This window comes from Paraburkholderia sp. 32 (assembly GCF_050435345.1).
Classification (GTDB): domain Bacteria; phylum Pseudomonadota; class Gammaproteobacteria; order Burkholderiales; family Burkholderiaceae; genus Paraburkholderia; species Paraburkholderia tuberum.
Genome location: NZ_JBNDKD010000002.1, coordinates 296142 through 310604 on the forward strand (window position 1 = coordinate 296142; position 14463 = coordinate 310604).

At 61.7% G+C, this 14463-nt stretch carries 15 protein-coding genes and 2 pseudogenes; 10 read left to right on the forward strand and 7 right to left on the reverse strand.

Annotation, left to right across the window (positions count from 1 at the left end):
• Window positions 1-9: 9 nt before the first annotated feature.
• A complete protein-coding gene (locus tag OKW26_RS16655; protein WP_184058641.1) occupies window positions 10-609 on the reverse strand; it encodes a LemA family protein in 600 nt (199 codons plus the stop codon).
• A 327-nt stretch (window positions 610-936) separates the two neighbouring features.
• Here OKW26_RS16655 and OKW26_RS16660 point away from each other — a divergent pair, with 327 nt between their 5' ends.
• Window positions 937-1098: a hypothetical protein gene (locus OKW26_RS16660; RefSeq protein WP_429354429.1), complete on the forward strand. Its 162-nt coding sequence runs from the start codon at window positions 937-939 to the stop codon at window positions 1096-1098.
• A 52-nt stretch (window positions 1099-1150) separates the two neighbouring features.
• Here the strand turns inward: OKW26_RS16660 and OKW26_RS16665 are convergent, their stop codons facing one another.
• Window positions 1151-1477: a LysR substrate-binding domain-containing protein gene (locus OKW26_RS16665; protein WP_429355234.1), complete on the reverse strand. Its 327-nt coding sequence runs from the start codon at window positions 1475-1477 to the stop codon at window positions 1151-1153.
• 155 nt (window positions 1478-1632) lie between these two features.
• Here OKW26_RS16665 and OKW26_RS16670 point away from each other — a divergent pair, with 155 nt between their 5' ends.
• The 6 genes and pseudogenes from OKW26_RS16670 to OKW26_RS16695 form a co-directional block, all read left to right on the forward strand.
• Window positions 1633-2493 (forward strand): transporter substrate-binding domain-containing protein, encoded by an 861-nt coding sequence (locus tag OKW26_RS16670; protein ID WP_429354430.1) that lies wholly within the window; start codon window positions 1633-1635, stop codon window positions 2491-2493.
• Between the two features lie 95 nt (window positions 2494-2588).
• The gene (locus OKW26_RS16675; protein WP_018422333.1) at window positions 2589-3311 is read left to right on the forward strand and encodes an ABC transporter permease; all 723 of its coding nucleotides are present in this window, start codon (window positions 2589-2591) and stop codon (window positions 3309-3311) included.
• A gap of 18 nt (window positions 3312-3329) precedes the next feature.
• Window positions 3330-4076, forward strand: a complete 747-nt coding sequence (locus OKW26_RS16680; RefSeq protein ID WP_184012210.1) for an ABC transporter permease — start codon at window positions 3330-3332, stop codon at window positions 4074-4076.
• Between the two features lie 25 nt (window positions 4077-4101).
• Window positions 4102-4893 carry an ABC transporter ATP-binding protein gene (locus OKW26_RS16685; RefSeq protein WP_429354431.1) on the forward strand — a complete coding sequence of 264 codons (792 nt, stop codon included), beginning with the start codon at window positions 4102-4104 and terminating at the stop codon, window positions 4891-4893.
• Window positions 4894-4912: 19 nt separating this feature from the next.
• Complete coding sequence (locus OKW26_RS16690; protein ID WP_184058647.1) at window positions 4913-6523, forward strand: HAL/PAL/TAL family ammonia-lyase; 1611 nt, start codon at window positions 4913-4915, stop codon at window positions 6521-6523.
• Between the two features lie 52 nt (window positions 6524-6575).
• Window positions 6576-6809 (forward strand): annotated as a pseudogene (locus OKW26_RS16695) (GntR family transcriptional regulator); the annotation flags it as partial.
• Here OKW26_RS16695 and OKW26_RS16700 read toward each other — a convergent pair.
• A pseudogene (locus OKW26_RS16700) lies at window positions 6802-6945 on the reverse strand (IS6 family transposase); the annotation flags it as partial. The pseudogenes OKW26_RS16695 and OKW26_RS16700 sit on opposite strands and share 8 nt — an antisense overlap.
• A 154-nt stretch (window positions 6946-7099) precedes the next feature.
• Here OKW26_RS16700 and OKW26_RS16705 point away from each other — a divergent pair.
• The gene (locus OKW26_RS16705) at window positions 7100-8167 is read left to right on the forward strand and encodes a purine-nucleoside phosphorylase (protein WP_184044550.1); all 1068 of its coding nucleotides are present in this window, start codon (window positions 7100-7102) and stop codon (window positions 8165-8167) included.
• Between the two features lie 350 nt (window positions 8168-8517).
• Here OKW26_RS16705 and OKW26_RS16710 read toward each other — a convergent pair whose 3' ends face one another.
• From OKW26_RS16710 to OKW26_RS16720, 3 genes are all read right to left on the reverse strand, one after another.
• Window positions 8518-9054, reverse strand: coding sequence for a nucleoside deaminase (locus tag OKW26_RS16710; RefSeq protein WP_429354432.1), 537 nt, complete (start codon window positions 9052-9054; stop codon window positions 8518-8520).
• 26 nt (window positions 9055-9080) lie between these two features.
• Window positions 9081-10193 (reverse strand): BMP family ABC transporter substrate-binding protein, encoded by a 1113-nt coding sequence (locus tag OKW26_RS16715; RefSeq protein WP_429354433.1) that lies wholly within the window; start codon window positions 10191-10193, stop codon window positions 9081-9083.
• Window positions 10194-10571: 378 nt separating this feature from the next.
• Window positions 10572-12287: an ATP-binding protein gene (locus OKW26_RS16720; protein WP_429354434.1), complete on the reverse strand. Its 1716-nt coding sequence runs from the start codon at window positions 12285-12287 to the stop codon at window positions 10572-10574.
• 326 nt (window positions 12288-12613) lie between these two features.
• Between OKW26_RS16720 and OKW26_RS16725 the strand changes: the two genes are divergently transcribed.
• Entirely contained in the window at window positions 12614-13543 is a 930-nt protein-coding gene (locus OKW26_RS16725; RefSeq protein ID WP_429354435.1) for a LysR substrate-binding domain-containing protein, read from the forward strand.
• Window positions 13544-13746: 203 nt separating this feature from the next.
• Here the strand turns inward: OKW26_RS16725 and OKW26_RS16730 are convergent, their stop codons facing one another.
• Window positions 13747-13959: a tyrosine-type recombinase/integrase gene (locus OKW26_RS16730; protein ID WP_409259281.1), complete on the reverse strand. Its 213-nt coding sequence runs from the start codon at window positions 13957-13959 to the stop codon at window positions 13747-13749.
• 153 nt (window positions 13960-14112) lie between these two features.
• Here OKW26_RS16730 and OKW26_RS16735 point away from each other — a divergent pair, with 153 nt between their 5' ends.
• Window positions 14113-14409: a hypothetical protein gene (locus tag OKW26_RS16735; protein ID WP_184044542.1), complete on the forward strand. Its 297-nt coding sequence runs from the start codon at window positions 14113-14115 to the stop codon at window positions 14407-14409.
• Window positions 14410-14463: the final 54 nt, after the last annotated feature.

Here is a 14463-nt window from a genome sequence, read left to right on the forward strand (position 1 = left end):
CGGTTCCGGTTACCGGAACGACACCTTGGGCGCTGCGCGCTCGGCCTCTGTGGTTTCGAGCAGTGACGCTTCCTTGAAACCAAACATGCCGGCCACCATGACGGCTGGGAAGACTTCGCGCTGGTTGTTGTAGTCGGTGGCGGCGTCGTTGAAGGCTTGCCTCGCGAAGCCGATCTTGTTCTCGGTCGAGCTCAGTTCCTCCTGCAGGGCGAGCATGTTCTGGTTGGCCTTGAGGTCCGGGTACGCTTCGGATAGCGCAAAGAGCCGGCCCAGAATGCCGCCGAGCTGGGCCTCGGCCTCGTTAAACCCCCTGATGGCCGCCGGGTCGCTGGGGTTGGCGGCGACTTTCTGCTCGGCTGCCATCGCGCTGTTGCGGGCCTTGATGACGGCGTCGAGCGTCTCCCTTTCGTGACCCATGTAGCCCTTGACCGCTTCGACCAGGTTCGGAATCAGCTCGTAGCGGCGTTTGAGCTGCACGTCGATTTGGGCGAAGGCGTTCGCGAAGCGGTTCCGGGCGACCACTAGCCCGTTGTAGATGCCCATGAGGCGGAGCGCGAGCAGTAGCCCGACGCCCAGCAGCACGAGCAGGGTGACGACGACGGGACTCATTGGCCGTGACCTCCGACGAGAGGACTGCTGGTTTGGACCATCGCGCGACTATGGAAACAGGATAAGTGAAATGACATTTAATTCAATCAATTCGTGAAACTGTTATAAGACAAAGGGTGCGAATTAAGCGTGCTCCATCAATTGCCGGGTACTGGAGTAAAGAGGGCGCAGTCCGCGTGTGTGCGACGTTTTCCCGAAGACGCTTTTCCACGATGGCGATCTGTGCGGAGAGCGTCGTAATGACCGCGACGTTCGCGCGGACCGCGAGCGCAACGTCGTCGGCGAGATGCAGCTAGTCGACAGGACGCGATCGACGAGCGGCAACTCGTGCTGCCGTTTAAAACCGCCGTTGGAAGTGGTGACGCGTATTACCTCATCAGACCGGAAGATTCCGACCAAGCGGCGCAGGTGCCGGAACTCCGCACCTGCCTGGAAAGCAGGCTGCCAAAATTCACCTGGCCGGGTATCCAGTTCAAGACACTGAGCTAGCGCCTGAGCCTTCGGTCGACTCATTGAGACGATCAGGAAAGGGCGAACTTCGTTACGCAGAGCGGGAGCCTCCCGAGGGGTAGCTCGCCAGCAATGCAGAGCAGCGCTCGCGCAGGAAGGCATTCAACGCGCTGATCGTCGGTGTCAGTTGCGCACGGTGAGCACAAATCAAGTGCAGCGGCGAAGGCTCGCAATACGCCGGCGGAAACAACTCCACCAGTCGACCTGCCTTCAGATCGTCGATGAGGTCCAGTCGCGACTTGTAGACAAGGCCTTCCCCGGCTATCGCCCAGCGACGAACTGCATCGGCATCGTCGCTGATGCGATTACCCGTGACTGCCACTGTGCGTTCGCCGCCAGGCGGGGTAAAGCGCCAGATCCGAGACCCTGACCTGGTGGATACCCTGAATCGGCGACATTTTCAGAAATTGCGCTTGCGCCAAAATTCGACTTCCCGCATCTTGTCTAGACAAGACGAAACCGCGATTAGCGCGCTACCGTAATGAAGTTTTCGGCAATCCAAGGAGTGTGGACATGCAGGCGAAGTGCAGATGGTTGGTCAAGAGTTTGATCGGTGCCGCGTTTGGAGCGGCGGCGCTTGTGGGCAACACCGCCGAGGCGAAGGACTGGACGACAGTGACGATCGCCCTCGAAGGCGGCTACGCGCCCTGGAACATGACGCTGCCGGGCGGCAAGCTGGGCGGCTTCGAACCCGAACTCGCCGCTAACCTGTGCGCGCGGGCGCAACTCAAGTGCAATCTCGTGGCGCAGGACTGGGACGGCATGATTCCCGGCTTGCAAGCCGGAAAGTTCGATGTTCTGATGGATGCGATCTCGATCACGCCAGAGCGCGAGAAGATCATTGCCTTCTCGAAGCCGTATGCGTCCACGCCGGCGACCTTCGCGGTCACCGACACGAAGATCCTGCCGAAGGCAACCGGCAACCCGGCTTCGCTGAAGCTCGACACCGACGCCAAGTCGAACGCGCCCGCCGTCCAGGCGCTGCGCACGGCGCTCAAGGGCAAGACCATCGGCATTCAGTCGGGCACGGTCTATACGCGCTTCATCAACGAGAACTTCAAGGATGTCGCGTCGATCCGCGTCTACAAGACCTCGCCGGAACGCGATCTCGATCTGTCCAATGGCCGCATCGACGCGTCGTTCGACGATGTGACGTACTACGCCGCAAATGCCGACAAGAAGGAAGCGGTGCCGACGGTGACGGCCGGCCCGAAGATCGGCGGCCTGATCTGGGGGCCGGGCGAAGGCCTCGCGTTCCGCAAGCAGGACGCGGACCTGAAGGCGAAGTTCGACGCGGCGATAACGTCGGCGATTACCGACGGGACCGTGAAGAAGCTTTCGGAGAAGTGGTTCAAGACCGACGTGACGCCCTGAGCGTCGCTCACAACGTGACCGCGCGCTTCGGCCTGATCCGGCTCGAAAGGCTGATGCCGCGCGGCTTGTTTCGCAGGCTTGGTTGAGGTGGCGTGATGGCTCTTTTCGAAATGCTCGGCTTCGGGACCGATGGCTGGGGCGGCCTGCTCCTGCTCGGTGCGTTCATGACGGTGGTGCTGACGCTTGCGGCGCTCGCGATCGGCGCGGTATTCGGCGCGCTCGTCGCAGCGGCAAAGCTCTCGCGTTTTCGCACGGCGCGCGTGATCGGCGACTTCTACACGACCGTCTTCCGCGGCGTGCCGGAACTGCTTGTCATCTATCTGTTCTACTTTGGCGGCTCGACGCTGGTGTCCTCGATCGGGCAGTGGTTCGGTGCCGACGGCTTCATCGGCGTGCCGCCGTTCGTGATTGGCGCGTTCGCGGTCGGCATGATTTCCGGCGCGTATCAGACGGAGGTCTATCGCGCCGCCGTGCTAGCTGTCTCGCGCGGCGAACTCGAAGCTGCGCGCGCGATCGGCATGCCGACGCTCACCATGGCGCGCCGCATCCTGATTCCCCAGGTGCTGCGATTCGCACTGCCGGGTATCGGCAATGTGTGGCAGTTGAGCCTCAAGGACTCGGCGCTGATCTCGGTCACCGGTCTCGTCGAATTGCTGCGTGCCAGCCAGGTCGCGGCGGGATCGACACACCAGTACTTCCTGTTCTTCGTCGTTGGCGGAGCGCTCTATCTCGCGATGACGGGCGTTTCGAACCGTGTGTTCGGCCGGGCGGAGACGATCGTCGGCCGCTCCTTCAAGCGCAACTTCGCGCGCAACTGACGCAAGGGCGGCCTCATCATGCATATCGATTTCGATTTTCTTCTCGACACGACGCGCCAGCTCGTTGCCGCCGTGCCGACCACGCTGAGCCTCTTTTTCACCTCGCTCGTGCTCGGCGGCCTGCTTTCGCTCGTGATCGTCACGATGCGCGTCTCGCCGCACTGGCTGCCTAACCGCTTCGCGCGCGCCTATATTCTCGTGTTCCGCGGCTCGCCACTGCTGATCCAGATGTTTCTCGTCTACTACGGGCTCGGACAGTTCGGCGTGATCCGCGAAAGCTTCCTGTGGCCCGTGCTGCGCGAGCCCTACGTGTGCGCCGTGCTCTCGCTCGCGCTGTGCACGGCGGGCTACACCGCCGAGATCATCCGCGGCGGCCTGATGGCCGTGCCGGTCGGGCAGATCGAGGCGGGTCATGCAATCGGCCTGTCGGGCTTCGCGCTGCTGCGCCGCGTGATCGGCCCCATCGCGTTGCGGCAGTGCCTGCCCGCCTATTCGACTGAAGCCGTGCTGCTCGTCAAGTCGACGGCGCTCGCAAGCCTTGTCACCGTCTGGGAAGTGACTGGTGTCGCGCAACAGATCATTCAGCAGACCTATCGCACGACGGAGGTGTTCACGTGCGCTGCGCTGATCTATCTATGCCTGAATTTCCTCGTGGTGCGCCTCATCGGCCTCGTCGAGCGGCGCCTCTCGCGCCATCTGCGCGCCGCGCCCACCGTCGTGCGCCGTCCCGCCACGCAACTCGAAACCCGCCGCGTCGCGTCTTGATCGGCCCATCTTTCCGGAGAATCGTATGAACGCAGTCGCACCGGTCGCCCTGTCCGTGAGGAACATCCACAAGTCGTTCGGCGACCATCACGTGCTCAAGGGCATTTCGCTCGACGCCCACGAAGGCGACGTGATTTCGATCCTGGGTGCGAGCGGCTCGGGCAAGAGCACGTTCCTGCGCTGCCTGAACCTACTTGAGATGCCCGACGACGGCACCGTCGCGCTTGCCGGCGAAGCGCTGAAGATGAAGCGCTGCCGTGACGGCAAGCTGCAACCGGGCGACCGCCGCCAGGTGGACCGCGTGCGCTCGCAGCTCGGCATGGTGTTCCAGAACTTCAACCTGTGGTCGCACATGACGGTGCTGCAGAACCTGATCGAAGGCCCGATGCGCGTGCAAAAGCGCAGCCGCGCCGAAGCGGTCGAGGAAGCCGAGGCGCTGCTCGCGAAGGTCGGCCTCGCCGACAAGCGCGGCCACTATCCCGCACATCTCTCGGGCGGCCAGCAGCAGCGCGTGGCAATCGCGCGCGCACTCGCGATGCATCCGAAGGTGATGCTGTTCGACGAGCCAACTTCGGCGCTCGATCCCGAACTCGTGGGCGAAGTGCTGCGCGTCATGCGCACGCTTGCCGACGAGGGCCGCACGATGCTCGTCGTCACGCACGAGATGGGCTTCGCGAAACACGTTTCCAATCGCGTGATGTTCCTGGATCAGGGCCAGGTCGATTCGGACGGCACGCCCGCGGAGGTATTCGGCGAACTGAAGTCGGAGCGCTTCCGCCAGTTCGTGTCGAGCCATCAGGACCGCAACGCACATTGATCCATCGTCGGGGTTCATCATGACCGTCATCCGTACCGGAAACCCGCTGGACTGGCGCGAAGTCTGCGCCGTCGCGGCAGGCGCACCGCTCGAGCTCTCCGAGCAAGCGCGCGAGCGCATTGGCGCCGCGCGCGCGCTCGTTGAGCAGATCATCGCGCGCGGCATGCGCGCCTACGGCGTGAACACCGGGGTCGGCGCGTTGTGCGACGTGGTGGTGTCGCCGGCCGAACAGCACACGCTTTCGCACAACATTTTGATGAGCCACGCGGTGGGCGTCGGCGCGTCGCTCGGCGCGCAGGAGACGCGCGCGATCATGGCCGCAGCCATCAACAATTACGCGCACGGGCATTCGGGCGTGCGCGTCGAACTCGTCGAGCGGCTCGTCGCGCTGCTCCAGGCCGATTGCCTGCCCGAAGTGCCCGCGCTCGGTTCGGTCGGCTATCTGAGCCACATGGCGCATATCGCACTCGTGTGCGTCGGCGCGGGGCACGTGAACTGGCGTGGTGAGCGCATCAGCGGCGCCGAGGCGCTGCGCCGGCTGGGGCTCGAACCCTTGTCGCTCGAAGCGAAAGAAGGCTTGAGCCTCGTGAACGGCACGCCGTGCGTGACCGGGCTCGCGGCGCTCGCGCTGCAACGCGCGCACCGGCTGCTCGACTGGGCCGACGCCGTGGCGGCGATGAGCTTCGAGAATCTCGGCGGGCAGATGGTGGCGTTCGACGCGGGCTCGCTCGCGTATCGCGTCTCACCGGGCCTTGCGCAGGTCGGCGCGCGCATGCGCGCGGCGCTGCTGGGCAGCGGTCTGCTGGCGGCGGCACTCGGACGGCGTACGCAGGATCCGCTCAGCATGCGCACGATTCCGCATGTGCACGGTGCGGCGCGCGATGTGCTGGCTGCGACGGCCGAAGTCGTGAACCGCGAACTCGCCTCGACGACTGACAATCCGATCATCGCCGGCACGCCCGAGGAGCCGCGCGTGTTCTCGCAGGCGCACGCCGTCGGCGCGTCGATCGCGCTCGCCATGGACAGCCTCGCGGTTGCGGTCGCGCAGGTGGCCGCGATGGCGGAGCGGCGTCTCGATCGTCTCGTCAATCCGCTCGTGAGCGGGTTGCCCGCGTTTCTCGCGCAAGCGAGCGGCACGCGCTCGGGCTTCATGATCGCGCAATACACGGCGGCGGCGCTGGTCGCGCAGAACCGCCGCGAGGCCGCGCCCGCGAGCCTCGACGGCGGTGTGACGTCCGGCTTGCAGGAAGATCACCTTTGCCACGCCACGCCGGCCGCGCTCAAGGCGCTGGCCGTCATCGACAACAGCGGCCGCATATTTGGCATTGAACTGCTTGCCGCGGTTCAGGCATACGACCTGCAGCCTATCGCGGCCGAGCGCGCGCCGTATACGCAGGCGTTGTATAGCCAGGTTCGCGCTGTCTTGCCGACCTACCGTGACGACCGTCCGCTTGCGGACGACATGACACGCGCATTCCACATGATCATGGATGATGGTCCGCCGCCGTTGCCCGGCCCGCTGACGGTCCGGCCCTCACGGGATTTCTGCATTCCGGCACCAACGGACTGCGTGGCGGGCAGTGCGGCGGCCTCGGCGAACGATGCTTTGCCCGGGGCGGTGGGTACTTGAGGCTGGCGTCGCGCGGCGCGCGCAAATCGTTCACGGTGCAACCAGGACAGTCATGACTGAGGCGGCGCGGGCGGGTGGAGAGGCGAAGCGGTTGAAGCTGCAGCGCAAGCTTGCGCCAGCATACGAACAGATCAAGCGCTATGTAATCGAGCGCATAGCCGATGGCACCTGGAAGCCTGGAGACGCAATCCCTTCGGAAACCGAGTTGGTCAAGGAGTCCGGAGTCGCACGCATGACCGTTTCGCGCGTGTTGCGCGAGTTGAGCGCACGACGTGTGCTCACGCGGCGGTATTTTTGAGGCCGAGCTTCGCCAGGTTGAATTGGCCTTTGCGAATGCGATGCGTCAACTCAATGCCTGCCAGAGTGATCGCGGCGTTCCTGAAACGGTTGAAGCCGAGCATGACATTCGTCCGCTTGGCAATACAGATTTTTCTCTGCTTATACTCACTGTCACCTGAACGGCTCACGCCCAGGTCCCACGCTGCACGCCGACAAAAAACCACGACGTCAGTCGACAACACGGCACGCGACTCACTTTTCGCAACCGCAGTTCTTACATATCAGGTGGGACCTCTTATGCTAAATCGTGCTTTTGGTGCAGCGATTTCATCGTTGCTCGTGGCAGGCGCGGCAGTTGCACCGGCCATCGCGCATGCCGACGACAGCTTCGCGCAGGACGACGGCGCGTCGCATGGCCGGCCGGTCAAGGTGATGATCATTTCGATGTTCGGTCCGGAAGGCCAGGTGTGGCTCGATCATCTCGGCCCGTGGCAGGACATCACCGTCGCGGGCCTTTCTCCTGACTACCCTGCCGTACACTGCAATCGCAAGGAGGTCTGCGTGATGACGACGGGCATGGGGCACGCGAATGCCGCCGCGTCGATCATGGCGCTGACGTTCTCGCCGCGTTTCGACTTGCGTCATACGTACTTCATGGTGGCGGGCATCGCTGGTATTGATCCGCTTCAGGGCACCGTCGGTTCCGCTGCGTGGGCGAACTGGCTGGTCGACTTCGGGATTCAATGGGAAATCGACGGACGCGAAATTCCGCCGGGCTGGAATACCGGCTATCTCGGCATCAACACGACGGGCCCGACGCAGAAGCCGCCGCTCGACTATCGCACCGAAGTGTTCCAGCTCAATCCGGCGCTTTCGAACGCGGCATTCGCGCTGTCGCGCAACGTGACGCTGACCGACGACGCACAGGCGCAGGCTGCCCGCGCCAAATACAACTATGCGCCCGCGAACCGTCCGCCGACCGTGATCCAGTGTGACACGCTGGCGGGCGATACCTGGTGGTCGGGCACCGATCTCGGCGAGCGCGCGCGGCAATGGACGAAGATCCTGACCGACGGCAAGGGCACCTATTGCACGACGCAGCAGGAAGACAACGCCACCTTCGAGGCGCTGACGCGCGCGGCGACCGTGCATCGCGTTGACCTGAACCGTGTCGCGGTGCTGCGCGCTGGCTCGGACTTCGACCGGCCGTACGCGGGCCAGTCGAGCGCGGACAATCTGCTCAACTACTCGTCGCAGGGGGGCTTCACGATCGCGATCGACAATCTGTTCCTGACGGGCAATCCGCTCGTGCAGGACATCGTCACGCATTGGGGCGAGTGGCGCGACGGCGTACCGCAGCGGTAGCGCGTTTGCGGCATGGTGGAGCGTACCGCGTGCCGGTCTGCACAGCGATCGTGTCCACCGTTGTCGTCTGCTGCCGCGGCGCGAGCGGTGGCCACGCCTACGCCAACGCAGACCGGTGGTGTGCTCGGAGCACCGGCATGCGACCTCACGGGATCTGACCGCGCCATCTCAGCATTTGTGCTCCTACCTCAGCGTGGGGGTACGTTCGGGTGGTCTGATCCGGCGAACGGCCTCAACTGCGCAAGGCCCGAACTGAGCCCTGCGGGCGCGGTGGCTGCGGCGGCCGCTGCGCGGGCGGTGGCGGCTCCGCGCGCGGCATGATGCGAACATAAGGCCGCGATGCGCCATGCTCATCGGCGTCCCCAGAACCTGCGCTGCACCTGCATCACTTCTTCCTCGACCTCGGCCACGGGCCCAACCAGTTCAATGCGCTTCTGGCAATGGTCGAAGACATACCGCGACGACACACTCATCGTCGAATTCTCTGCATGATTGCCCGTGGCTTGCAGCAGGCGCTCTTCCGTCATTGCAAAAACCACCCGCCCAATGTTGGCCCAATATGCCGTGCCTGCGCACATGCAACATGGCTCAACCGTCGTATAGAGCGTGCAACCCCACAAGAATTGCGGCGTAAAGTTGAGCGCGGCGATACGCGCGAGCACCGCTTCCGCATGATTGACGGAATCGACATTGCCCTGTTCTATTAGAACCGACTCCTGATCAGGCCCGACGAGTATGGCGCCAAACGGGTGACGGCCCAACAGCATCGCACGTTCTGCGATGACGCTTGCATGACGCAGATGGCGGACGATCTGCTCGCGTGTCGGCGCGAGCCCCTGCTCAGGGAACGCCGACGCGTTCTGTTTCGGAGAAATGACAAGGCTCAAAGTGTGTCTCCTCCACGTTGGCTGAGTTACTTCGGTAACGTGCCCTCGACCCCCTGCACGAACCAGTTGAGCCGCAGCAACTCGGCGTCGGGCAGCGACGTGCCGGCTGCCACCTTGATCGCGCCATTCTGATCCCTGATCGGTCCGGAGAACGGATCGAATCTGCCCGCGATAATGTCGTCGCGCTTTTGCGCCAGCGCCTTTTGCGCGGCAGGCGATACGGCTGCAGTGTTGATGTCAGCGAGGTCGATTGCTTTTTCCTTGAGACCCCACCACGTCGGCGCGTTGGTCCACGTGCCGGATTGCACCTGTTCGATCAGGTGAGAGTAGTAGACGCCCCAGTAGCTCACGCATGCGCCCAGTTGGGCATTCGGGCCGAACTTCTTCATGTCCGAGTCCCAACCGAACGCGTGCACATTCTTCTGCTCGGCAGTCTGCATTGTCGCCGTCGAATCGGTGTTCTGGATCAGCACGTCGGCTCCCTGGCCGATCAGCGTTTCGGCCGCCTGTTTCTCCTTGCCTGGATCGAACCAGCCATTGATCCATATGACCTTTACCTTCGCATTCGGATTGATCGAACGCGCACCCATTGTGAAGGCGTTAATGTTGCGCACCACTTCCGGGACCGGCACCGAGGCGACGAAGCCGAGCGTATTCGTCTTCGTCGTATAGCCGGCGACGAGCCCAGCCAGATAGGCGCTCTGGTACGTGCGCACGTCATAGGTCGCAAAGTTCGTCGCCTTCTTGTATCCGGTCGCATGCTCGAAGACGACGTCGGGATAATCCTTTGCAGTCTTCAGTTCGAAGTCCTGGAATCCGAAGCTCGAGCCCACGATAATCTTGTTGCCCTTGTTCGCGAGGTCGCGAAACACGCGCTCCGAGTCAGCGGATTCGGGTACGTTCTCGACGCGCGTGACCTTGATCTTGTCACCGAACCTCGCTTCGATCGCCTTCACACCCTGTTCGTGTGCGTAGGTCCAGCCAGCGTCACCGGGGTTGCCGAGGTAGACGAACGCGACGCCCATCGGCACCGCGGCGGTGGCAGTGGGGCTCAACGCAACATAGATGCCAAGCGCGGCTAAAAGCGTAACCGCAGGGCGCAGTGAGCGCACCACCGCGCGAGCGAAGTTTGTTCTCATGGAGTCTCCGAAGATGGGGAACGGGAAGGAGACGACGCCAGTCGTCCAGCCGACTGGCTGCGTCGCGTCAGCGATGATGGTGGTGAGTCAATATCAAGGCCGAAATATCGATTCGTTATGTGTCGTATAACGGAATGGATATGAAGCCATTGGGAAATTGGCCTGCGGATCGCGGAGTTCGAATAGGAGACCGCGATCGTCGTGTGGGCCAGCGACAGGCCGCGCTCGGACATCATTGTCGGATGATGAGATCGGGGGGCAACACGTTAATCGATTCACCTTCACCATTTGCACCAGAACCGTCGCCTGTATCGCCAGCAAGAGCCAGCACTTCCGTCCACGATTGTGCCGACTTTGACACGGGCCCCTGAGCATAGATCAATGCCGAGGCGAGAGTGGCACGTACGCGCATTTCGGTGTCTGAGTCCACCGAGGCAGGGGGCAGTTCTTTAAGCGCATCGATGGCCTTTCGTGAATCAGGCCCGCATCGAGCAGCGCCTCTGTGAAACCTGCCGCGAGCTCGACTCCAATCCGCGTATCGCCATGCTGCGAGAACGCCCAATCGAAAGCGCTGCGTGCATCATCCAGCGACTGCCGGAAATCGATTTCCAGGTCCAATTGTTCAGCGACACTGCCAGCCAGACACGGTCGCAAGCAATGGGAGACATAGCGTGCATAGCGCGCCGCGATCAGCCTCTGCTCGCCTTGCGCATGCAGCTTCTCCAGCGCATAGGCACGTGCCGAATCGGAAAGGCGATACTTGCTTACCGGCCCCTCCAGCTCAATGTTGACGAGCGATTTCGCCACCAGATCGCCGATGCCGCCGATCGCGTCCGCCACAGCGTATTTCTCGTCGCACACCACCGCGCACATCGCATCGAACGTAAAGCCGCCGCTGAACACCGCGAGGCGCCTGAACAGTAACTGATGACATGGATTCAGGATGAAGAAACTCCAGTCGAACGTCGCACGTAAGGTTTGATGGCGTGGCAGAGCGGTCCGGTAGCCGCCCGTCAGCAAACTGAAACGGTCGTGCAGATAGCGATGAACACCCCCAATGCCGAGGCCAGCGACGCGCGCCGCTGCCAGCTCGATTGCCAAAGGAATGCCGTCCAGCCGGCGGCAGATCTCGCCGATGAGATGAATTTCCTCGCAGCCGGCGTATGCATACCGTTGGATTGAATTGACGCGCAGCAAAAACAACTTTACCGCTGAAAACTGGACGATCTCCGCATGGGTTGAATGCGAAGGCGGCACGTCGAGTGGCTCGACCCGGTACACCGTCTCTTGCATCAGGCGAAGCGGTTCACGACTCGTTACCATCACACGCAGAATTTCGCTTGCCGCTACGAGTGCGTCGACGATCCGCGCGACCGCGTCGATCACGTGCTCGGCGTTATCCAGCACGAGGAGCAGACGTTTGCCGGAAACCGCCGCAGCCAGTTGCGCAATGTCGACTGCAGCATCGAGCGTGGACAGCCCGCATGCTTCGGCGACCTCGCATAGGACCGCATCTTCGGTTGTTGCCGTGCCAAGTTCGACAAAACACACAGCGCGGGAAGAATCGTTCGATGCCTGCCGTGCTACCTCTATCGCCAGGCTCGTCTTCCCTATACCGCCGGCTCCAGTGAGCGTCAATACCTGCGTAGTCTGGAGCAACATGCTGATCTGCCGAACGGCTGCGTCGCGGCCTGTGAGCCGGGTTTCGCGTAGCGGCAGGCTACGTCTGAAGGCTCGGGACTCGACCGCAGGAGCCCGGCTCTCAACGGGTCGTTGTCGCAACTGATACCCGCGACCAGGGATCGTGACAATCAGGTTGCGATCCTCACCAAGTATTTTGCGTAACGCGGACAGATGGACCTGGATATTGTTTTCTTCGACGACGGTTTTCGGCCAGACACTATCCAACAATTCGTCTTTCGTAACGAGTCGTCCAGCGGCCGACACGAGCACGGCAAGAATATCGAAGGCGCGAGATCCGACAGGTACGAGCGTGCCGCTTTGGTGCAGCGTCCGCATCTCCAAATCGATCTGAAACCGGCCCAGGTCGATCATGCTGGTGCCGTAATTCGCGGGTCGCTCGGTAACCGTCATGTTTGTGCTCGCATTGATCGAGGTGAGTTGCGCGCCGGCTTTATGCCGATGTCAGTCGCATTCCGGCTAAGCAGAGTTAGTTGCCCGCCTGGTCTGCGGAAGCCTGAACGTCGCGGCGTATGTCTCCAGAAACAGCCTTTTGATTTATTAAATCTCCGTGACATTGGAGAAAGTTTTGTCTCACCAGACTCGACAGCGCGGCTGCGCCTTCCGGCGGCTGTATTCCCTCGCGAAGGAATTGAGGATTCTGACGGACCGAGTCTGCCAGCTTTACTTTTGTTCACAAACTGGTCTATAAACAAAATTCTTTTGAAAAGAAATCAAGAATGAATATCGCCCTCGACGAATTGGCGACTTTCATGGCCGTGGTCGATACCGGCTCGATGACGGCAGCTGCCCAACATCTCGACCTGACAGTGTCGGCGGCCAGCCGGACGCTGGGGCGCCTCGAGGAAAAGCTGAAAACGACCTTGATGCGCCGGACCACGCGCAGGATGGAGCTGACCGAGGAAGGGCGCGCGTTCCTTCAACACGCGCGCGCCATCATCGATTCCGTGGAAAGCGCGGAGGAACAGATGGTCGCGCGGCGGGAAAACCCATCGGGGCTCCTGCGGATCAATGCAGCGTCGCCTTTCATGCTGCACGTGATCGCACCGCTTGTGCAAGGCTACCGCGTGCGCTATCCGCACGTTCACCTGGAGCTGAACACGAACGACGGCATCATCGATCTACTCGAGAGCCGCACCGATGTCGCTATTCGAATTGGCCGGCTCAAGGATTCGACGCTGCATAGCCGGCTTGTTGGCAGTAGCCGCATGCGTGTTCTTGCGAGTCCCGACTACCTTGAGGCGCACGGACATCCGCGCGAGGTCGCTGACCTTGGCAAGCACGTACTGCTGGGCTTTACACAACCGGAGTCGCTCAATGTCTGGCCGTTGCTCGGTGCCGACGGTGAGCCGTACCGTATCGAGCCGGTGGCAAGTTCATCGAGCGGCGAGACGCTTCGTCAACTGGCGCTCGAAGGCGTGGGCGTTGTCTGCCTGTCGGATTTCATGACCGACCGGGACCGTGAAACAGGGCGTCTCGTGCAGATCCTCGCCCGTCAGACCAAGGACGTCCGTCAGCCAATCCATGCTGTCTATTACCGCAATACAGCCGTTTCTTCGCGAATAGCGTCGTTCATCGATTATCTGATGGGCGAGATTGGAGGCAACGGGGCGACTCAGCATCAGACTGCGTGGGCGCGTCAAGCTTAGCCCGGATCGACTACAGCCCGTGCCTGGCTATTTGCGAGGTTTAACGTTTCCAGTCGCTTGAACGTCCGTTACGGAGAAATCCAACTGTCCCTTGTGGGTCGGGATGGGCCGATCAGCGTCGGGCAGAGGTCGGCCAGGAGCCTCTCAAAGGCGCGATCGATTGCGCAATGCCCTCAATAGCCATAAGGTGAAGTGGATACCCCTCACCAGTCGATGTGGTGTTTCAGTTCTGTTTCCTGATGTCGCTGAACATCGTCGCTGTGCAGATACAGGCTTGTGGTCGTCAGCGACGCGTGGTCGAGCTTGTCGTGCGCGAGCCGCAGATCGAGGTTGCCATCGGCCATGTTCGACCCCGCGCTATGGCGAAACCAGTGGACAGAAGCGCACTTGAGCCGCGCCGCGCATGCGACGTCCACCCCTGGCAAATATAAACTTGTAATTTAAGAGTACTCTTATTGTATGTTTCGATGAAAAGTCGGAAGATGGAGCTGTTGCATGAACAATGGTTGCAAATGATATTTAACGGCCGTTTCATTTTTTCATTCTATTTTTACATTTTTGGATAACTAATGAAGTCATACATTCTGTGCGCGCTTCTCGCCTGTTCTGCCAGCGTCGCTATAGCTAAGGTGGAGATCGCAGGAAATAATAACCAGAGCACCACGATCAAGAACTCCGGGATTGCCAACTCGGCTGTCGGTGTTGGATCGGAATCTGTTCTAAACGCCAATTCGGTCGAAGGCAACGTGAAGATCGGCGGCAATAACAAGCAAACGCTGAGCATCGAGAACAGCGGTTTGGCCAACTCATCCGTCGGTGCCATGAGTAAGGCGAAGCTCAACATCGGCTCCGTCTCGGGCAAGTAAGTCTTAGGCGCCGCGAACATCGTATCTCGCGGCCTTAGCGGAGCTCACCGAGTG